Raw genomic sequence first — 19,120 nt, forward strand, 5'->3', positions numbered from 1 at the left:
ATGCCCGTGCAGGAATGCCTGATTGACAGAACAGGCTCGAACTTATGAGGGAATGAGCATCTCGCCCGGATGGCATTACCAATTCGGCAGGATGACGCAGAGAGGGTGGATGATCAGATCGTTGTCAGGAGGTTCTTTCGAACCGCCAGCTGTGGTCGACGAACATACCCTTTCCTCGCCAGCCATCATGCGGATACATTCGGCCGGTCCCATAATAGTCTCCATCCAATACTTGGAGCTCAGCCGCATACTGAACCCAGTCTTGCGTCACGGTATTGTTTTCAATCGCGGCATGGAGGAAGTATCGCCCGCCGCACAACGGCAGATGTGGAACATGAAAGTCCACGTAGCCGCTGCCTTCCAGATCCAACGGCGTGCGGCTCACAAGATCCGTCGAAAAAATACAGGTCGCGCGCTCATCACGATTGACCACGATCATGACACGCATATCCTTAAACACTTTTCTGACATGGCACCGGTACTGCACGCGAATGACAAGATGTTGCCCGGACACAACCGGCTGCACGGGGTTGAGCTTCTCGTCCAGGAATGCGATCGCCTGCACCGTAAGTTCGCCCTTGGTGTACCGGTCGGTGCGATCAGCCAGGGAGGTACCGCTGTCTGTAAACGCCTCGCTCATATATTGCTCGATAATCTGTTGCGGTTGGCCGTCGCCCACGACCCGTCCCTGGCGCAGAAGAATTGCCCGCTGGCACAGACTGGCCACCACCGGCAAATCGTGACTGACAAGAATGACCGTCCGTCCGTCCCGCCGCACCTCATCCATTTTCCCCATACACTTCTTCTGAAAGGCTCCGTCGCCGACCGACAACACTTCATCAACGATCAGAATTTCGGGATCAAGATGCGCCGCCACAGAAAAAGCCAGCCGCACGTACATGCCGCTTGAATATCGTTTGACGGGGGTGTCGATAAATTGCTGGGTCCCGGAGAACTCCACGATGGCGTCGAATCGATGGTCGATGTCCACCTTGCGCATGCCCAACATCGCGGCATTGAGGTAGACGTTTTCGCGCCCCGTGAGTTCCGCATGAAATCCCGTCCCCACCTCCAACAGCGATGTCACGCGCCCGTACAAATCCACTTCTCCGCCTGTTGGTTCCGTGATGCGGGACAGCACCTTCAAGAGGGTGCTTTTCCCGGCCCCATTATGCCCGATCACTCCCAACACCTCGCCTTCCATGACATCGAACGAGACATCGTTCAAAGCCTGAAAGGCTCGTGGGGCCACAACCTTCCCGGCCCGTCGTCCTAGAAGAGATCGACAGGCATGGGCGATTCGATCCCGCAGGGTGTCATGATGAATCCCTGCGATAACATATTCCTTGCTCACATGCCGCGCGGAAATTGCAATATCAGTCATCAGATCACGTCCGCAAAGGTGCGTTCCATACGCTTAAAATACACAAGCCCGCTCACGAACAGAATCAGAACGATGCCGAGGCTCGGGAGAATCGTTTCGAACGAGGGGGCGCGTTGGCCCAGCAGGCTCCATCGAAATCCCTCTACCACTCCAACCGCCGGATTCAGACTGTAGAGGGTCCGCCATCGTTCCGGGATGAGACTCGCGGGATACACCACGGGCGACGCAAACATCCAAAACTGTACGAAAAAGGGGATGACATGCCCGACATCGCGAAACTTCACATGTAGCGCCGAAAACCAGAGACTGACGGCCAGGGCAGCGAGCAACGCCATCAGGACGAAAATAGGAAAAAACAACAACTGCCAGCCTGGCGTGACCCCGAACCATAGCATGAGCGGAATCATCATCACCAAGGCGCACAGGAGATCAACCGCCGGCGCCGATGCCGCGGCCAGCGGAATGATCAAGCGAGGAAAATAGACCTTGCTGATGAGATGCGACTCTCCCACCAAGCTGGTGCCGCTTCGGCTAGTCGCTTGCGCGATGAAATTCCACGGAAGCAGTCCCGCATAGGCGAACAATGGATAGGGCACCCCATCGGACGGGAGTTTGGCCAGGTTGCTGAACACCGCAGTGAATAACAGCATTGAAATCAGCGGCTGGAACACCGCCCATCCTGCGCCGATAACCGCCTGTTTGTAGCGGACTTTTGTATCCCGCCAGACCAGAAAGAGCAGCAATTCCCGATACAGCCAGACAGACTCCAGATCCAGATGAAACAATCCTCGACTGGGGCGAATTTTGACCGTCGGCGTTCGAACAACCGGCGCGATAGCGCCCGCCGACAACCGCGAAGGACGCTGCGCTTCCAACTCATTCATAGTCATCACGATCCAATCACGGTTTGAGGAGATACGGCTCCCAAAAGGAGCGGTCATATCGCGGCCATGCGTGACAGCCGAAGGGCAAGCGATGTTGATTGAGTTCAAAACAGTGCCGTGGGACCACTTCAAAAGCAAAATCTAATCCGACATGAAAGGGCGCCACTTTGAATTGGGAATCATAGCGCACTGCCTCGTCGGCCCAAAAATGATCTTCGTTTCTGGTTCCGTCAGGGCGCAGATGCCAACGTTCCAATTCCCGCTTCACATTATTAAACCGCTTGATTTGCTTATACCATTTTCTCGGCAACTGGACAGATCGCACATACCAGGACCGGCCGGACGCGATTCGCTGCCAATACACTTCGGGATCGACCCAATAGGCATCGGACGCCAGGACGCGTCGAAAGCTGGAGACCTTCCGGAGAGAGAATCCGCCGTTGCCTACACGTGAAGCGCCAACCCACGGACTGTCGGCACACTGCAACCACGGAGCGCCCACATAATCCCAATCCATTGCGCACCACTCCATCAACCGATCGGAAAAGACCAACGCATCGAGCTGATAAATCAACACATACTGATAGGCTTGGAATGCATCATAAAACGCGGGCGACAACATCAATCTCGCATTCGCAATGGCGCTTCCAAAATAGGAATCAGAAAATCGTTGAATCTGAAAGCCGGGCCGCTCAATGGCCAGACTTTGCGGGACGACAAGAAATTTGTCATACCGGCCGAGGTAATGCTCCGCATGTCGGAAGGACGTCTCCTCATCTTCGGTAAATTCGGCTCTGTTGTATCCCGGCACCACCACTGCCACACGACTCATAGCCAGATCTCTTTCTTGTGATACTGTTCTTGGATGAGGGTTCAGGCGGTCGCCAGCGACGGCTTGAACCAAAACGAGCGCCTGGGCCGTCCGGCCTGGAGCAATTCCGGCACGGTTACAAACCGATAGCTCCCGCACAACTGATCGAGGACCGTCTCCAATGCGCCGAGCATGGCTTGACGGTCTGGCCACGACGTATGTTCCGGATCGACTCCGTGAGCGGGCGCCCCCTTATCGTACAAGGTGTCGTGGAACAACACGATCCCGCCCGGCGTCACCATTTCCAACAGGTATTTTCCCATGACCGAGGCCTGGGATTCGTACCAATCTCCGCTGTTCAGATTCCATCCCACAACTTCGTAGCCCATCACGAATGCTTCCAGACGCGACATGACGGTTTGCTCACCATATGGCGGACGAAACAATGGGCTGACATATGGCTGTAACGCACGTTCGCATTCCCGGATCTGCCGACGGCGCTGCCGGCTCGACAGTCCGGGAAATGCGCGGTGATCCCAGGAATGGATGCCGATGGCGTGCCCTCCCGCCGCAATCCGCCGTACTATATCTGGGTGGGTGGCCGCGGCTTGCCCCACCACAAAAAACGTGCCGTGTGCCCGATATTTTTCAAGGAGATCCAAGACTTTAGGAGTGTTTTCAGGATCCGGCCCATCGTCAAACGTCAGAGACAGGACCGCTTGAGCGGTGACCACATGGGTGAGGCTGCCCAACACTTTCCTCACTGAGGCCGATACAAAGGATTGAGGATTCATGGAACTGATGCCCATGTTATTCCACCATCACCGGAGCGGCCCCAAAACGGAGACTTCCCTTCAGCAGGCCCATCAAACGGCCGAGACGCCAGGCGAACATGGTCTTCCCTTCGGGCGTACGAAGCAATTCCAACATGCGTCCCAGCAGGTTCCGCCAAGCCTGCAAGTACTTACGCCAGCGCCACCATTCCCACAGATAGCCGGCCCCATACTTTTTATACAGATACACCTCATACTCCGCATACTGCGAAGCTTGGGTATAGACGCCCTTCTTGCTTGCGCGGAGGCGGCAGTGAAGTACCGCGTCCGGGACAAATTCCAGTTTTACCCCGTTTTGTTGCACCCGCATACAATAATCGATGTCTTCACAAATCGGAATGGTTTCATCAAATCCAGCCACTGCATCATGCAATGCCCGCGTGATACCAAGGGTTCCTGACCCTGCATGAGGGAACGGCAAAAACCGGAACTGTTGGAGACCTGCGACCTGCGTGCAACCGCGCGCCGATCGAACCGCCGGACTATTGAGTTGTTCGAACTCCAAGCGACAGGCGACGAATCCGTGCGCACGTAGTGCCTGTTCCATGGAGATGGCCCAGCCAGGCGCTGGAACATCATCCGCATCACAAAATAAAATCCCCTCACCAGTTGCGGCTTTGACCCCTGCATTTCTTGCGTAGGACGCGCCTCGTCGTCCGGAGGCATCAATCAGGCGAAGACACGGCATCTGCGGCATACGCCTGGCGACTACCCTCGCCAGGTCGTCGGTCGATCCATTATCCGCGACAATGACTTCCCACGCCCCTGGCCAATCCTGGGCAGCAAGCGCGTCCAGCGTTTCGTCGATTGTGCGGCCGGCATTGCGACACGGAATGATGACGCTGAGTGTCATGGTCCCCCGGACTTCAAGAGCCTCGGCGAACACGGCTAGTGTGAGACTCTCGTTGGCTCTCCCGTCGCAGCAGGCGCTTGAGTCCACGCGCGGTAGAGCGAGCGGAGACGTGCGGGCTGCACCCAGTAGCTGGGATCATTCAGCAGAGCGCTGACGGCCACCAGGGGGGCCCTTCTTGGAGAACCATGCTTCATACTAATCGCAGCCGCCTCAAGTAATTCTCCGAACAGTCGACGGAATGAACCGGCGCGAACCGTCTCCGCCCCTTCAACCGCTTGCATGATCTCTTTCCAGAATGTCTTCACAGCAGAGACAGGATGGGCTGAAGCCATCGCAAGGGTGCTGGCGATACGTTTCAACCATTCAACCACCGCCGCTTCCTGCAATAACCAAGGGGCTGCGCGCAGGGCTTTCAGTAAATGAGCCTTGGTCGGTTCCAGGCCGCCGCCGGCCCACCAACGCTGGTGGGCAATACTGGCGCAGACGGCTGCTCTGGCCTTCCGGCGAACGCGATCGGCGTCGGCGGTTGCAGGCAGGCGTGACAAGGCGGCTTCCACAATCATCGGCAATTGCTGTTCGTTGGTCCCATTGGCAATGGTGCTATACCAGAGCCCTTGCTGGGAGTACCGTCCGCGCGCAACAGGTCCGCCGGGGAGAAACATCCATGGCGTGAGCGCGGCGATACGAAGCGCCATGTCATAGTGTTCCATTCCGGCCTTGCTCAGGTCGAAAAAACCGGCTTGCTCAAACAACTCACGCCGCACCAGCCAGGTCGGGGGATGCAGAAAATCGTCGGTTCTCGTAAGAAACTCCTCTAACACATTGCCCGAAGGCCCTGACTGAGGCCAGAGCAAGAGCGGTGTTTCTCCTCCGGTCACCACGCTCTGCCCATACAGCACACCGATTTCCGGATGCGCTTCCAAAAGCGGAACCTGCACCATCAATTTATGGGTGAGAAACTCGTCATCATCATCCAACAGGGCAACATACTTCCCTTTCGCGCGCTTAATTCCGGCATTTCGTGCACCGGATGCACCCCGGTTCTCAGGCAGCCTCAGATATTGCACCCCAGGAAATTCGGCCACGACCTTGGCCGTATCGTCAGGAGAGCAATCGTCCACCACGATAATCTCCATGTCGAAAAGTTCCCCGGCCTGCTCTTGGGCCAGAGCGGACAGAATCGCTTTTCTGAGAAGATGCGCACGCTTGTAGGTGGGGATCACCACGCTCACGAGCGGACGCGCCAAAGAAGGACTTGCCGTCATATTCACACCTGTTCTTGCTTGACTGAAAGTGAATCGTAATTCATCAGGGCGTTCACCTCCACAATCTCGGCACCCTGAAGGCAATGTTGAACGTCCGGGTGACAACCGCAGGGCCCCGTTGCCAAGGGAAATCACAACTCGCATTTCTCCCTGGCTGATGAATTATATAAGTCGTCACGAGGTGGTAGCCTGAAGGATTCTGAGGGGTCAAGCGTTTCGGTTGCCTATTCGCCCGATACGTCGCAGTGGACGCCGGCTTCCAGGGGAATCCAGTGCGGCCGGCAAGCAGATTCTTGTACTGCCTCCATGGCCCGTTGCACAGCGAGGCCGTCGTAAAAAGACGCATCGACATCCGTGTTCATTCTTTTTCGAAGACAGGCATCCACAAAACTCCGCATCATCGCCCCAAGACAATGGGAAGTGCCATCGGAGGCTGCTGCCGGTAATGGCACACTTTCCCACGCCGGATGCGTGGGACGAGATACCCGCAACTTATCTATCGATCCACGGCTCAAGGAGGCCCGCAGGGCACCTTCCCGTCCCACCACCTCAATGTATGCTCGATCTCCCGAATTCGGCGTGGCGCGACTTGCGAACAGATGGCCCTGAGTCCCATCCCGGCATACAAACCACGCGGAAGCGATATCATCGGGCTCCACCTGAGACGACGCATCGGTCCGGTGATTGGTCGCCTCGCGCGGAACCCACATGGTTCTACCCGCCACCGCCTCGATCGGCCCGATAAGAAACCCTACGAGATCGAACAGGTGAGGTCCCACATCGCTCAAAACTCCGACGGCCGGGTAATCACGCTGCTCGCGAACACCCATTGTTGAATTTGGCTTCACGGCTTCCCAGAACGCGTACTGGACTCGCACATAGTACGGTTCTCCGATGTCACCCTTCAGCAGCCGTCGTTTCAGCTCCTGAACGCCGTATAAATACCGGTACGTGAATGCAACCTGGTGAATGGTGCGACTCCGTTCCGCCTCACGCACCATTTCGATCACTTCCTGCACATTCATGCCGAGTGGCTTTTCGCAAAAAACGTGTTTACCTGCGGCGAACGCGGCCTTGGCCTGGCGAGCATGGGCGTCGTTCTGAGTCGCGATGGTAACCGCGTCAATATCTTTCCTTGCGCAGACCTGCTTGTAGTCGAGTGAAACTTCCGGTACGCCGAGCCGATCGGCCATCGCTCGAGCACGCGCCGCGTTTCTGCCGCACAGCACAACCACTTCCGCATCAGGATGCGATTGCAATCCTGGCACGTGACACACTTCCGCAAATGCCCCCGTCCCGAAAACACCGACCCGCAACTTTTTCATAGAATAACCTGATGAGGAAGGACCGGCACTCGGGTTTAGTATGACGAACGGACAGCCGAGATAACCACGGAACGTATCCCAAGTTAAACAGGACTCTTACAGCATACCAAACCTCTCGGGCGGAACAAAGGATTTCCTGATACCCGGATTGAATATTCCTGTTCAGAATCAGAGGGCGGAGAAAACTTCCAACCGTATACGGCCTTCATGCGTTGCAATAATTCATGTATCTGACCGGACCAATCCTGTCCTGATTGCCAGCCGCACAAGGCCGGGCACATCGTGGATTTCCAGACGCTCCATCAGCTGAGCACGATGGGTTTCCACGGTTTTCACGCTCAGATCAAGGCGGTGGGCGATTTGCTTTGTCGAACAGCCCTCAGCGATTAATTGAAGAATTTCGCGTTGACGTCCAGTGAGTTTTCCCAGTGGGCCGGTCGGTGCATCATCCTGGCGACGATAGGCATCCAACGTGAACTTGGCCATAGCTGGAGTCAAATAGGTTTCTCCACGACAGACGGCTTTAATGGCCAGTTCCAGTTCCGGACGATCCGCATCCTTGAGCAAATACCCGGAGGCGCCTGCTCGCAGGGCTTCCTTGAGATATTCCTCATTCGTGTACATGGTCAGCATGAGCACCTTGGTCCCCGGGCACTCCTGTCGCATCCGGCTCGTCGCCTCCAGACCATTCATGCCAGACATGGCGATGTCCATCAACACGACTTCAGGCTCCAGCTCTTTCGATACCCGCAGCGCATCGCGACCATCACTCACTTCCCCGATGACCTGAATCCCTTCCAACTTCTCGAGTAGAGCCCGGAAGCCCGCCCGCACCAATGTATGATCCTCTGCCAGCAATACTCTGATTTTTTTCATCTCAATGAGCCTTGGCGCTTGCGGGCGCGGCTACATGCGGAAAGGAGGCACGAATTTCCGTGCCTACTGCAGGAGTTGAATCGATGCTGAACGTCCCTCCGACAAGTTGAACCCGCTCTTCCATCCCGGACAGTCCAACGCTGGTACCGACTCTGGCCCCGGATCGGACCGCGTCCCGATCAAACCCGATTCCATTGTCGCGAATCACCAGGGTCAACTCTTGGGGAGATCGCTCCAACAATACCTCCACCTTCTTCGCCTGAGAATGGCGCACGACATTGGTCAATGCCTCTTGGGCAAGCCGGAAACAGGCAATTTCAATCTCCGGAGACGGCCTGCTGGTCAGGCCGTCCGCGGAAAACGTCAATTGCCACCCGGCGCGTTCTGCTTGCCTACCAACGTACCATCTGAGCGCGGGAACCAGGCCCAATTCATCGAGCAAAGATGGCCGCAAATCCAGCGCCAGACTGCGAACGCGTTGGAGGACCTGCGCCAAGATTTCCAGACTATCCGCAATCTGGTCTTCGACAGGCTCGCAATTAGGATGCGTCCGCAGCTCCCGCAAATTCAATTTAATGGCGGTCAATGCCTGTCCGATCTCATCATGCAAATCACGGGCAATCGCGCGACGCTCCAGTTCCTGAATCTCCATCAAGCGACGCGAAAGGACCCGTAGCCGCTCATTGGCATCACGCAGATCTGACGTGCGCTCCATGACCCGCAACTCCAACTCCTCATGCGCATCTTTCAGAGCTTTCTGCGCCCGTTTTTGCTCGGTAATGTCGGTGTTCAACTCGAGACTGCCGCTCGGCATGCCTGCGGCATCCCGCAACAGCGTCCATCGACTGGATACGGTGATTTCTCTCCCGGCGCGAGTTTTGTGCACGAGCTCACCTCGCCACAACCCTTGCTCCAAGAATTTCTGCCTAATATCCTCCAACGGAAGGGGAAAACGGGTGTTTAAAAAGTCATGAATATACGCCCCCAGCGCTTCCTCCGCCGACCACCCGTACAAACGCACGGCGCCTTCATTCCAATACGTAATCGTATCGTCCATGAGATCGCGAACCAGAATGGCATCGTTGGCCAGGTCGAGCAACTTCGCTTGCCGGCGAAGTAGCGCCTCGGCCTGTAACTGTCCGCGCCGATCCTTGGCGACAAAGCAATATCCAAGAATCCTTCCGACCTCGTCAGGAATGGCACTCACGGAGAGAAAGACCGGAAATCGATAGCCGCTGCGATCAAGATACGTCCACTCGTCCTCGGCCACCCGGCCAATACCGGCTCGCGCAACTATGACGCCGAACGAATCCGGGATAAGGCTTCCCGACTCGGCCGCAAGGGTCTCCCGGCGGCGGCGTAGCTCAGCCGGATCATGAAAGACGGCTGGGGTAACTTTACCGACGACCGTATCGGCGCCTACGCCAAGTAATCGCTCGGCTGCGTTATTGAAGCTGGTGATGATGCCGTCCGGCCTGGTCGAGATGACGAGCACTCTGCTCAAACCGCTGTCTTGATGTTCAACCATGGTGCTTTCCGCGCGTGCCGCTCCCCAACACAGCCTGAGAAAACAGATTGGTCTACTCAGTGGCTCAGGTCCACGCGCTTGCGAAGACGCCAGCCTGCCGGCCATCATACTACAGAGCCAAAATTCAAGCGACAGCCGGAAAGAACGCATCACATATGTACGGGGAACGGAGGGAGGAACCCGACGAGCAGGTCATAGATCCGTCACGACGCCGTTACCCCGCCGTATTCATGACGCGTCGTCGTGCAGTCGCCGAGTCACGTCGCAAGACCGGTGCGCGGAGCCGGCAGGACCCGCGGTCTCTTCGTGCAGGCCGGTGAGAGGCCCACAGGGCGAGCCCGCCGGCCGAAGGCCCATCGCCGCAGTGGATCGGCAAGTGCAGCAGCAGTGCTCATGCATGCGGCGGGCTAAGACTCGGTTTGTCGGCCGACTAACCACACGCCCGTGAGAATGAGGAGAATGCCTGCAATTTCCCGTACCCCAATCGCTTCACCCAAGATCAGGGCGGAGAGCAACAGTGCCGACACAGGAATGAGATTAACGAACACCCCCGCCCGCGAGGGCCCCACTCCTTGTACGCCATACAACCAGGCCTGTTGGCCGAGCGCCGTGGCGAATACAATGAGATACCCTACTGCCAGCCAGCCGGAAACCGGCACGGCGCTCGCCCCGGTGAGCAGCATTTTCTGATCGGTCCAGAGGAGAGGAATTTGCAGCAGCAGCGAGAGCAAGAGCGTGGTCCAATTGACGGTCAGCGGTGACAGTCGCTCCATCACCTGACGGCCGCCGATTGAGTACAACGCCCAGCTCACCAGCCCCAATAATACAAGCGTCCCGCCTAGCCAGGGATGATCCCCAATGGGAGCATCTCCTCCCGCCCCCGAGACGAGCGCTACTCCCGCAAACGAGACCGCACACCCGCCCGCGACCTTCTTGAAGGAAATATCGCGTACCAGGAGGGAGGACAAGAGCGCGGTAACCACCGGGCTAGCGCCGATCAGGACACCGGCGGTTGAGGCGCCGACGTAGCGGAGACCAAACAACGTGAGCAAATGGTTGCCGAGCACCCCCAGCCCCAACAAGGAGAGCGACTTGAGATCGCGCGGCGTCAAGGTCGTGCGGCCGCCTTCGGTCCACCACCACAAGGGAACCAAAATACCCAGCGCACCGATGCCGCGTATCAGTGAGGTCTCAACGGCCGAAAACGCCCCCAGCGCCAGCTTTTGCCCGACGATCGACCCGCCCCAGACCAAGGCCGAAATCGTGAGCGCCGCATAGGCGGCAGGGAGGGAGGGTTTTTCCATTCGGTCAGTCTTCCTAGGCCGTACACAGACGGCGCGGTCGAGAACCAGCGACCGCTAGCGCAACGCGTTGGGGGTGATCACCCAGATGCCATCCCGAATGGTTGCTAACACGGCCGTCACACGCGCATCAGCCGCCACGATCCGATTGAGGTCCTGAATGGCCGCCGTCCGTTCATCCGACGGCGGATCGGTGAGGACATCCCCGCCCCACAAGACGTTGTCGACCAGAATGACTCCGCGCGGCGACAGCAACTCCATTGCGCGCCGGTAATAATTCACATAGTTCAGCTTGTCGGCATCGATAAAAATCAGATCAAACGGTCCGGTCAATGCCGCCATCGTTTCCAAGGCCGGCCCCATACGGATCTCAATTTGATGGCCGTGCGGCGACTGCGCAAAAAATCGGCGCGCCACCGCGGCAGACTCTTCATCCACCTCGCACGTGACCACCCGGCCCTGCGCAGGCAATGCTTCAGCAAAGCAGAGGGCGCTATAGCCTGTGAACATGCCGATTTCCAGGACTCGCTCGGCCCGCACCAGACGGGTCATCACATGCAGGAATGCCCCTTCCAGCGGACCCACCAACATCCGCGCAGATGTCATCGTGCGTTCGGTTTCCTCGCGGAGAGCCCGGCGAACCGGCGTTTCCGGCAAAGAACTGGCCGCAGCATAGGCATCGATATCCGGCAACACGAGATCAGCCATCGGTTTCACTCCGGGAGACAGTTGTGCGACAATTCGCAGCAGCCGCGAATCATACCACGGACCTTCTAGAGAATGAGCGCAAAGGTGAAGACATTGCAGACTTTGGAACCGTTAACCAGTCGACTCCTGGAAATCCGGCGCATTCAGAGCGCGGCCTCCGTCCTTTCGTGGGATCAGGAAACCTACATGCCCGCAGGCGGCGGAGCGGCCCGCGCTGACCAAATCGCAACACTGGAAGGTCTGGCCCATGAGAAACTTGTGTCGCCGCAGATTGAATCCTTGCTGAAGGAATGGATCGACCCCACGTCCGGGGAAGCGACAGACCCCTGGGATGAACCGTCGCGGTCGCTCTTGCGAGAAACGTGGCGCGACTTCAGTCGCGCGAAAAAACTTCCTTCTGATTTTGTCATCCGCCTCAGCCGCGAATGCTCATTGGCTCAACAAGCCTGGGTGACGGCACGCGCAGAAAGCCGGTTCTCGAAGTTCCTTCCTTCGCTGAAAACGGTCCTCAGCCTCAAATGTGAAGAAGCCCAGTACTTGGGATACCGGGATTCACCCTATGACGCGCTACTGGATGCCCATGAGCCCGGAGCCACGGCAGGTCAACTCACGCCGCTTTTCGCACAACTTCGTGCGCGGCTGGTTCCCCTCTTGCAACGCGTTCAGGCTAGCGAGGTCATCATCGACGATAGCTGCCTTCACCACACCTTTGATCAGGCGAAGCAGCTGGAGTTCGGACGTCTCGTCCTTGTTGCGATGGGATACGACTTCGAGCGCGGCCGACTCGATCTCTCCGCTCATCCATTTACCACCTCGTTTCACCCGACGGATGTCCGGGTGACGACGCGAGTCTTCGAGAAGGATTTGCCCTCGTGTCTCTTCAGCTGCATTCATGAAGGCGGGCACGGCTTATACGATCAGGGACTGGACCCGCGATATTATGGATCGCCCCTCGGCGAGTCTGTATCGCTCGGCTTTCATGAAAGCCAATCGCGGCTGTGGGAGAACTGTGTGGGCCGGTCGCGGGCATTCTGGCAATGCTTTTATCCGATCCTGCAGCACACGTTTCCGCAGCAATTGTCGAGCGTACCCCTCGATCAATTTTATGCCGCGATCAACCGCGTCGCCCCCTCGCTCATCCGCGTAGAAGCCGATGAGCTGACCTACAACCTGCACATCATGCTGCGCGTGGAAATTGAACAGGCCCTCATCGAGGGTCGGGCGCGCCCGGAAGAATTACCCGGCCTGTGGAATGACAGAATGCAGGCTTACCTGGGCATCACCCCGGAACAGGATGCGGACGGCGTTCTGCAGGACGTCCATTGGTCGATGGGCGCCTTCGGGTACTTTCCCACGTATACCTTGGGCAATCTGTATGCTGTGCAATTCTTCGAACAGGCGACGCAGGAGGTTCCGCAATTAGAAGAGCATATCGCAACCGGGCAATTGATTCCCCTTCGGCACTGGCTGGAACAAAAAATTCACCGGTGGGGCCGCATGTTTACCCCGGACCATCTGGCTCGACGGGTCACCGGCAACGGCGTGAGCCCGGAACCGTTCTTGCGCTATCTCGAGGCCAAATACGGGACTCTCTACCGGCTCGACCTTGTGTAAGCGTCGTCTCACGACACCCCTCACACCGAACACCCAGCAACCACAGAAACTCCGGCATTTACACGTATTATCACGTCACGAGATTTATCTAGGGCCATAACAGGGCCCTTCAGCCCTGGCGCACTATTTCGCCGACGTGGTATTCCTTAACTGCCTAAAATAATAGGAACATTTTCATATTTTTTGCCCTGTTCCTGGCAATGGAAATGACTCGGGTGAGCACGTTGGACTCGAAGGAAAGGCGTCAGCCTTACGACTTGGCTAGAAGGGGATTTGCTCTGACCCTAGTCAGGGCTGTCGAGGGCCGCAGGAACACGTCCACGACTAGCCGTCATGAAGGAGCACCTGCACGGTGATGTTCCCCCATGCCACGTGGACACAGGCAAATCCATGCCAGACCGCGGAACGCAGGCGGGCCACAATCTGCCTCCGTCACCACACAGCGACCCACCCAGCCTCGCCACTACACCATGAGGGAACGCGCTACCGTGAAGGCATATGACACGCTGCCCGCCGTCAAAACCGCGCTCAACATCCTGCTTGCTGACGACCATGCCCTCCTCCGGCGCGGTCTGAAAGAATTCTTACAGGACTTTCTCATTGAAGACGGATTAACGCCTCACATCACTGAAACAGCCTCGGCTCACAGTGCTATTGACCACCTGCGAACTGCGGCTTGGGATCTTGTGATCCTGGACTTGAATTTGCCTGACATGCCTGGATTGGAAGTTCTGCGCATTTTGAAATCCCTTCAACCGGGCTTACCTGTTTTGGTCGTCAGCATTTACGCAGAACAACATTATGCCGCTCGTGCCATTCGAGCAGGCGCCCTCGGATATTTGACCAAGGAGGCCGGCCCGCAAGAACTTCGCGCAGCAGTGTCTCGAATTCTGCAAGGCGGCAATTATTTCCCGCCGCCCCAGTCGGAACAGGTCTCAGACGCGATAATGACCCGCAATGGATCGCGCGCCGACGACCTCCCTGCCGTGTTATCAGACCGGGAGATCGAGGTCCTCCAGTGGATTGCCCAAGGCCGGCGCCTGACTGAAATCGCCGAGCACCTCCACCTGAGCATTAAAACCGTGAGCACCTATCGTGCCCGTCTGCTTATCAAGCTTGGAATGAAAACGACCGCAGAATTGATTCGGTATGCCCTGGATCAGCAGTTGGTTTGACACCCAGTGCGCTATCGAGAGGAGGCACGCCTTCACGACACCACCTCCACCAAAACGGGCAGACATCCCTGAAGTCCTGTTGGACAGTCGCACGATGATCAATCGCTGTCCATTATCACTTCGCGTGGGGGGACTATGGCCAATATCCTGATTATCAACGCGGACTCGAATCTCAAACGGCTCATCAAGCTGGCGCTGCCCGGAATGGAACACTTCGTTCAGTATAGTGCCACTTTCCAGAATGCCCCCGCTCAACCTCCCGCATCCCAGCTGGATCTGGTGATTGCCCGCCTCGTTGCCGACGATGATCAGGGGCCGGAACATCTGGCCGATCTACGAAACGCCTTTCCTACCGCCCGCATAATCGCTACAGCGGCCCTGCACGAACCCGCCCTGGAAGGAGAGAAGTTTCAGCGTGTGGTCCGCGAGCTGCAAATCGAGTATTGTCTGCTGGAGCCGGTCGAAACAGGGTCTATGTTACACACGATCCAGTCGGCGCTGGCGCTTCCCCGACGCCACTAAAACGGACCGTCTCCCGAATCCCTCACCATGGGGAGGTGAAGGGGAGTCTGGCAACTTCAGAGCGGAACCTGTACACCTCTCACCCGAGAAGTCCCACTGATCAGGCGAGGAACGTCTATGTCAGTAACCCATTGCTGAATTCAGCTTCGCCAGATGATTGGCGGGCAGGAGAAACTCGGCTGAAGTTTCGATTCGCGAAGGCACCAGGAGCGTGGTGTGAAACACGATATCGCGGATGGGAATCTTGAAGTCGGGCTGCTGTGGGGTACTCAATTCCACAGATTCGACGGATTGCATGATGGCCGTGACATCCTGCGGTCCATAGGTGGCGATGACGGCTTGCATGAGGTCACGAACCTTTTCATTTGTCTCATTTCCGTCAATCCCTTTCATCAGGAGCGGAAGAGCCTCATCACGAACCTGATCTGACGGGCTGAAGTTTTCAACCCGTTCCTTGCGCCGGAGAGAGGTCAGGTCATTGTCCAGGTCCCGGCTGAAGGCTCCGTACGCAAACCGGACAAATTCAAAATGAAACCCCTTCAGCCCCTTACCGAACATCTGAAGCTCGCAGAGAAAACAGAGCTGTTGCAACTTCACGTCGCTCAACAGTCCGTACGGCTCAGCTAGCGAGAGCACATACAGGAGCAGGGCCCGGTCAACCGTCATTTCATGAGACTTTCGCAACGATCAAATCTCCTCAGCATCGGCAGCAACGGGGAGGACTATAAACAGGCTACTTCCGATTCGTCAATCGACGAACGTCTCCCCTGCGAACCCTCTTGACCCATCGAGGCAGTTTCGTCTTTAATGAGCCTCTTTTTTCACGCCGGGTCACACGCCATGAGTAAAATCCTCAAAGAGATGGACGTGCTTCGCCAGCATCTGGCCAAGCATCAGTTAAAGCTGACCCGCCAACGCGAGTTGATCCTGACGGCATTCCTCCGGCAGGAACACGTCACGGCCGAAACCATGTACCATCAACTCGCGAAGAAGGATCCTCATCTCGGCCTCGCCACCATCTACCGCACGCTGAACTTGTTTTGCGAAGCCGGCATTGCCCAAGCCAGACACTTCGGCACCCAGACGCAGTACGACAACATCTCCCACAAAGGTCATCACGATCATCTCATCTGCACGGGGTGCGGTACCATTGTGGAGTTCGAGAATTGCGAGATCGAACGGCTGCAAGAGGAAGTCGCAACGAAGAATGGGTTTGTCATCCAGACCCATCGATTGGAATTGTACGGCCTCTGCGCGCGCTGCCGCCATTGACGGATTCCCGTCACATCCGGTATCATCTTGAGACGGCTTATCAATTTCAACTCGGACGCCCACGGGATGTCCTCATACGTGGAGGCACGCTGCATGGCTGTATTCTCTCGCATCCTGTTCGCCCTGATGCTGACCGTCTCAGCGTTGGTCCTGTCGCAGTGGCCCGCACGGATCGCGGAAGCGGCCGACAAACTCGTCGTCTATTCAGGTCGCGCGGAGCGGTTGATCAAGCCGGTTCTTGACGAATTCCAATCCAAGAGCGGTATTCAGATCGAACTCCTGTCATCTGGGACCACCGAGCTGGTCAACCGGTTGCAGGCCGAGGGGGACCATACCCCTGCGGATGTCTTTCTGACCAACGATGCCGGCAGCCTCGAGCATGCGCGAGAGCTCAAACTACTCCGTCCCATGAATATGCGTGAGGTCGAGCGGGCCATTCCCTCCCAATTCCGCGCGTCGGACAACAGCTGGATCGGGCTTTCCGGCCGATTCTGGATCGTTGTCTACAATACAACCATGGTGAAACCCGAGCAAATCAAGTCGCTGCTCGACCTGGGCCAGCCCCAATGGAAAGACAAAATCGCCATCCCAAATTCAGGGAGCGAGTACCTTCAGGCCGGCGTTTCGGTCATTAAGACCACCGTCGGCGACGAACGCACCAAACAATTCCTCCAAGGGCTGAAGACCAATGCCGGGTCGCAGGTCTACCAGAAAAGCTCGCAAATTGTGGAGGCAGTCGCCAAAGGCCAGGTCGCGGCGGGGATCGTCAACCATTACTATATTTATCGTCATCTGGCAGCGCAACCGACGGCGCCTATCGCTGCCATTATGCCCGATCAGCAGGAAGGCGGCATGGGAGCCATCATGAACGTGACCGGCATTGGAGTCACCCGTGCCTCGAAACATGTCGACAGCGCCAAACTGTTGATCGAGTTTCTGGTTGCCCAGGCCGGACAAAAACTATTTGCAGACCTGGACAAGGAATATCCGCTGCATCCGGACGTGAAAGCCGACCCGGCGCTCGTCGACCGGCACAGCTTCCGCGCGGCACTCGTTCCTCTGGCCAGGCTCGCTGAATTGCGGGAGCCCACGCTGACGTTGATTGAGCAGGTCGGCCTTCGCTGATCGGTGTGGCCGAGCATGCTTACCGCAACCAGAGCCTCGGGGCCGTCTTCACTCCAGTGGATAAGCCTGCTCACCGCCGCATTTCTGGTTCTCCCTACCGGGTACATCGTCTATGTGGCGGTGACCGCTACGCCAGCCGTATGGACTCGGCTCTGGTCCACGCGCATTCCGGAACTGCTGGGAAACACGCTCTCGCTGGCCGTCGGTGTCGCGCTGGCCACTTTGGTGCTGGGTGTATCACTGGCCTGGATTACCGTCCGGTACGATTTTCCAGGCCGGCGCATGTGGGAATGGGCGCTCGCACTGCCTCTTGCCATGCCAACCTACGTGCTGGCCTACGTCTATGCCCACTTACTGGGAATGGGCGGCCCGGCTGAACAGTGGTGGCAACTGTTCTTCGGGCCCGATGCTCGACTGCCATCGCCCCAAAGCTTTGTCGGCGTTACCATGATCATGGCCCTCGATACCTTTCCCTTCGTCTATCTGCTCGTACGCGGAGCCCTTCAGAATCTCAATATCTCGTTTGAAGAAGTGGCGCGCGCCTGCGGCATCTCTCCCTGGGCGACACTCCGCCGGGTCACGCTCCCCCTCATCCGCCCTGCCATTGCGGCAGGTCTGGCACTGGTCATTTTGTACGTGATTTCGGATTTCGGCGCAGTCTCCTTGCTCCGGTATCAGACACTGACCTATGCGGTCTACCAACAGATGACCAGCCGATACGACCACAGTGCCGCCAGTATTCTTAGCCTACTGCTCGTCGTGATGGCCATCATCTTCCTTGTGACCGAACGGTGGTTTCGCCAACGCAGTCGCTTCTATCAGACATCAGGCCGGTACCGACGGTCAACCCGCCAGCATGCAGGCCCCCTCGGAACAGCACTGATCACCGGCTACGTCGTCCTCGTCTTCGGAGCCGCGTTTGGTGTTCCGGCGGCAATGTTGGTCCAATGGAGTGCAGAGGCCATTTCGCAAGGCGCGTTGGATGCACGGTTCCTGGGATTCATCTGGAATAGCAGTTTTCTCGCAGCACTGGCAGCCTCCGGCGCCGTGATCATCGGACTCCCGCTGGCCTACCTCGCCAGCCGCCGCCCCTCACGACTGAACATTGCCTGCCTCCAAGCCGCGTATGCCGGCTATGCCCTGCCGGGACCGGTAGCCGCACTGGCAGTTCTCGTCCTTTTCACCCACTTCGCGCCGGCATTCTATGGGACAGTGGTCGTGTTGATCATCGCCTATATTCTCCATTTTCTCCCGGTTGGCCTTCAATCCATGGAGCCGGCTCTGCAGCAAGTCACTCCCAATGTCGAGGAAGTCGCGCGGACCCTCGGATATACGACGCACCAAAGCCTTCGGCGCGTGACGCTGCCGCTCGTCCGCAACGGGTTTATTGCCGCATGGGTGCTAATGTTCCTTCAAACCATGAAGGAACTTCCGGCCACATTGCTGCTGCGGCCGGTAGGATTTGATACACTGGCCATTCGCGTATGGTTGGAAGCCAGCGAAGAGTATTATCAACTGGCGGCGCCTGCCGCGCTGCTCATCGTCCTTTTGAGCCTTCCAGCGCTGATGTTGCTGGTTTCCAAAGACTGGCGCGGACAGGCGCAAGAGGACGCTAAGTGAGCCCCGTGAACGAATCCGTCACCC

Annotated in this window: 18 protein-coding genes; 6 read left to right on the top strand and 12 right to left on the bottom strand. The window is 57.4% G+C overall.

Annotated features, from left to right (window positions below):
- Positions 1-124: 124 nt before the first annotated feature.
- From GDA65_05250 to GDA65_05300, 11 genes are all read right to left on the bottom strand, one after another.
- Positions 125-1,384, bottom strand: coding sequence for an ATP-binding cassette domain-containing protein (locus tag GDA65_05250; GenBank protein ID MBA5862098.1), 1,260 nt, complete (start codon positions 1,382-1,384; stop codon positions 125-127).
- Positions 1,384-2,268, bottom strand: a complete 885-nt coding sequence (locus tag GDA65_05255) for an ABC transporter permease (GenBank protein ID MBA5862099.1) — start codon at positions 2,266-2,268, stop codon at positions 1,384-1,386. The genes GDA65_05250 and GDA65_05255 overlap by 1 nt, the downstream gene beginning before the upstream one ends.
- 16 nt (positions 2,269-2,284) lie before the next feature.
- Positions 2,285-3,100, bottom strand: a complete 816-nt coding sequence (locus tag GDA65_05260) for a hypothetical protein (GenBank protein MBA5862100.1) — start codon at positions 3,098-3,100, stop codon at positions 2,285-2,287.
- Between the two features lie 41 nt (positions 3,101-3,141).
- Positions 3,142-3,888 carry a polysaccharide deacetylase family protein gene (locus GDA65_05265; protein MBA5862101.1) on the bottom strand — a complete coding sequence of 249 codons (747 nt, stop codon included), beginning with the start codon at positions 3,886-3,888 and terminating at the stop codon, positions 3,142-3,144.
- Between the two features lies 1 nt (position 3,889).
- Complete coding sequence (locus GDA65_05270; GenBank protein ID MBA5862102.1) at positions 3,890-4,765, bottom strand: glycosyltransferase; 876 nt, start codon at positions 4,763-4,765, stop codon at positions 3,890-3,892.
- Between the two features lie 35 nt (positions 4,766-4,800).
- A complete protein-coding gene (locus GDA65_05275; GenBank protein MBA5862103.1) occupies positions 4,801-6,174 on the bottom strand; it encodes a glycosyltransferase in 1,374 nt (457 codons plus the stop codon).
- An 80-nt stretch (positions 6,175-6,254) separates the two neighbouring features.
- Positions 6,255-7,355: a hypothetical protein gene (locus tag GDA65_05280; GenBank protein ID MBA5862104.1), complete on the bottom strand. Its 1,101-nt coding sequence runs from the start codon at positions 7,353-7,355 to the stop codon at positions 6,255-6,257.
- 222 nt (positions 7,356-7,577) lie between these two features.
- Positions 7,578-8,231: a response regulator gene (locus tag GDA65_05285; protein MBA5862105.1), complete on the bottom strand. Its 654-nt coding sequence runs from the start codon at positions 8,229-8,231 to the stop codon at positions 7,578-7,580.
- Between the two features lies 1 nt (position 8,232).
- Complete coding sequence (locus GDA65_05290) at positions 8,233-9,912, bottom strand: PAS domain S-box protein (GenBank protein MBA5862106.1); 1,680 nt, start codon at positions 9,910-9,912, stop codon at positions 8,233-8,235.
- Positions 9,913-10,166: 254 nt separating this feature from the next.
- A complete protein-coding gene (locus GDA65_05295) occupies positions 10,167-11,063 on the bottom strand; it encodes an EamA family transporter (GenBank protein ID MBA5862107.1) in 897 nt (298 codons plus the stop codon).
- A gap of 54 nt (positions 11,064-11,117) precedes the next feature.
- A complete protein-coding gene (locus GDA65_05300; protein MBA5862108.1) occupies positions 11,118-11,768 on the bottom strand; it encodes a methyltransferase in 651 nt (216 codons plus the stop codon).
- Positions 11,769-11,840: 72 nt separating this feature from the next.
- On the opposite strand from GDA65_05300, the gene GDA65_05305 reads away from it, so the two are divergent.
- The 3 genes from GDA65_05305 to GDA65_05315 all read left to right on the top strand — a co-directional run bounded on the left by GDA65_05305 (position 11,841) and on the right by GDA65_05315 (position 15,079).
- On the top strand, positions 11,841-13,382 hold the full coding sequence (locus GDA65_05305) for a carboxypeptidase M32 (GenBank protein ID MBA5862109.1): 1,542 nt from the start codon (positions 11,841-11,843) through the stop codon (positions 13,380-13,382).
- Positions 13,383-13,852: 470 nt separating this feature from the next.
- Complete coding sequence (locus GDA65_05310; GenBank protein ID MBA5862110.1) at positions 13,853-14,557, top strand: response regulator; 705 nt, start codon at positions 13,853-13,855, stop codon at positions 14,555-14,557.
- A gap of 135 nt (positions 14,558-14,692) precedes the next feature.
- Positions 14,693-15,079: a hypothetical protein gene (locus tag GDA65_05315; protein ID MBA5862111.1), complete on the top strand. Its 387-nt coding sequence runs from the start codon at positions 14,693-14,695 to the stop codon at positions 15,077-15,079.
- Between the two features lie 120 nt (positions 15,080-15,199).
- Here the strand turns inward: GDA65_05315 and GDA65_05320 are convergent, their stop codons facing one another.
- A complete protein-coding gene (locus GDA65_05320) occupies positions 15,200-15,763 on the bottom strand; it encodes a hypothetical protein (protein MBA5862112.1) in 564 nt (187 codons plus the stop codon).
- Positions 15,764-15,886: 123 nt separating this feature from the next.
- Here GDA65_05320 and GDA65_05325 point away from each other — a divergent pair, with 123 nt between their 5' ends.
- The 3 genes from GDA65_05325 to GDA65_05335 all read left to right on the top strand — a co-directional run bounded on the left by GDA65_05325 (position 15,887) and on the right by GDA65_05335 (position 19,096).
- Positions 15,887-16,351 carry a transcriptional repressor gene (locus GDA65_05325; GenBank protein ID MBA5862113.1) on the top strand — a complete coding sequence of 155 codons (465 nt, stop codon included), beginning with the start codon at positions 15,887-15,889 and terminating at the stop codon, positions 16,349-16,351.
- A gap of 93 nt (positions 16,352-16,444) precedes the next feature.
- Positions 16,445-17,476, top strand: coding sequence for an extracellular solute-binding protein (locus GDA65_05330; protein ID MBA5862114.1), 1,032 nt, complete (start codon positions 16,445-16,447; stop codon positions 17,474-17,476).
- A 15-nt stretch (positions 17,477-17,491) separates the two neighbouring features.
- Positions 17,492-19,096 (top strand): ABC transporter permease subunit, encoded by a 1,605-nt coding sequence (locus GDA65_05335; GenBank protein MBA5862115.1) that lies wholly within the window; start codon positions 17,492-17,494, stop codon positions 19,094-19,096.
- Positions 19,097-19,120 lie beyond the last annotated feature (24 nt).

Source organism: Nitrospira sp. CR1.1, from assembly GCA_014055465.1.
Taxonomy (GTDB): Bacteria; Nitrospirota; Nitrospiria; order Nitrospirales; family Nitrospiraceae; genus Nitrospira_A.

Bases quoted from the DNA above. Each gene is read 5' to 3' on its own strand.
- GDA65_05260 (MBA5862100.1), bottom strand. From the start codon at position 3,100: ATGAGTCGTGTGGCAGTGGTGGTGCCGGGATACAACAGAGCCGAATTT.
- GDA65_05310 (MBA5862110.1), top strand. From the start codon at position 13,853: ATGAGGGAACGCGCTACCGTGAAGGCATATGACACGCTGCCCGCCGTC.
- GDA65_05305 (MBA5862109.1), top strand. From the start codon at position 11,841: ATGAGCGCAAAGGTGAAGACATTGCAGACTTTGGAACCGTTAACCAGT.
- GDA65_05270 (MBA5862102.1), bottom strand. From the start codon at position 4,765: ATGACACTCAGCGTCATCATTCCGTGTCGCAATGCCGGCCGCACAATC.
- GDA65_05300 (MBA5862108.1), bottom strand. From the start codon at position 11,768: ATGGCTGATCTCGTGTTGCCGGATATCGATGCCTATGCTGCGGCCAGT.
- GDA65_05315 (MBA5862111.1), top strand. From the start codon at position 14,693: ATGGCCAATATCCTGATTATCAACGCGGACTCGAATCTCAAACGGCTC.
- GDA65_05330 (MBA5862114.1), top strand. From the start codon at position 16,445: ATGGCTGTATTCTCTCGCATCCTGTTCGCCCTGATGCTGACCGTCTCA.
- GDA65_05255 (MBA5862099.1), bottom strand. From the start codon at position 2,268: ATGAATGAGTTGGAAGCGCAGCGTCCTTCGCGGTTGTCGGCGGGCGCT.
- GDA65_05285 (MBA5862105.1), bottom strand. From the start codon at position 8,231: ATGAAAAAAATCAGAGTATTGCTGGCAGAGGATCATACATTGGTGCGG.
- GDA65_05325 (MBA5862113.1), top strand. From the start codon at position 15,887: ATGAGCCTCTTTTTTCACGCCGGGTCACACGCCATGAGTAAAATCCTC.
- GDA65_05250 (MBA5862098.1), bottom strand. From the start codon at position 1,384: ATGACTGATATTGCAATTTCCGCGCGGCATGTGAGCAAGGAATATGTT.
- GDA65_05335 (MBA5862115.1), top strand. From the start codon at position 17,492: ATGCTTACCGCAACCAGAGCCTCGGGGCCGTCTTCACTCCAGTGGATA.
- GDA65_05280 (MBA5862104.1), bottom strand. From the start codon at position 7,355: ATGAAAAAGTTGCGGGTCGGTGTTTTCGGGACGGGGGCATTTGCGGAA.
- GDA65_05275 (MBA5862103.1), bottom strand. From the start codon at position 6,174: ATGCGAGTTGTGATTTCCCTTGGCAACGGGGCCCTGCGGTTGTCACCC.
- GDA65_05265 (MBA5862101.1), bottom strand. From the start codon at position 3,888: ATGGGCATCAGTTCCATGAATCCTCAATCCTTTGTATCGGCCTCAGTG.
- GDA65_05295 (MBA5862107.1), bottom strand. From the start codon at position 11,063: ATGGAAAAACCCTCCCTCCCTGCCGCCTATGCGGCGCTCACGATTTCG.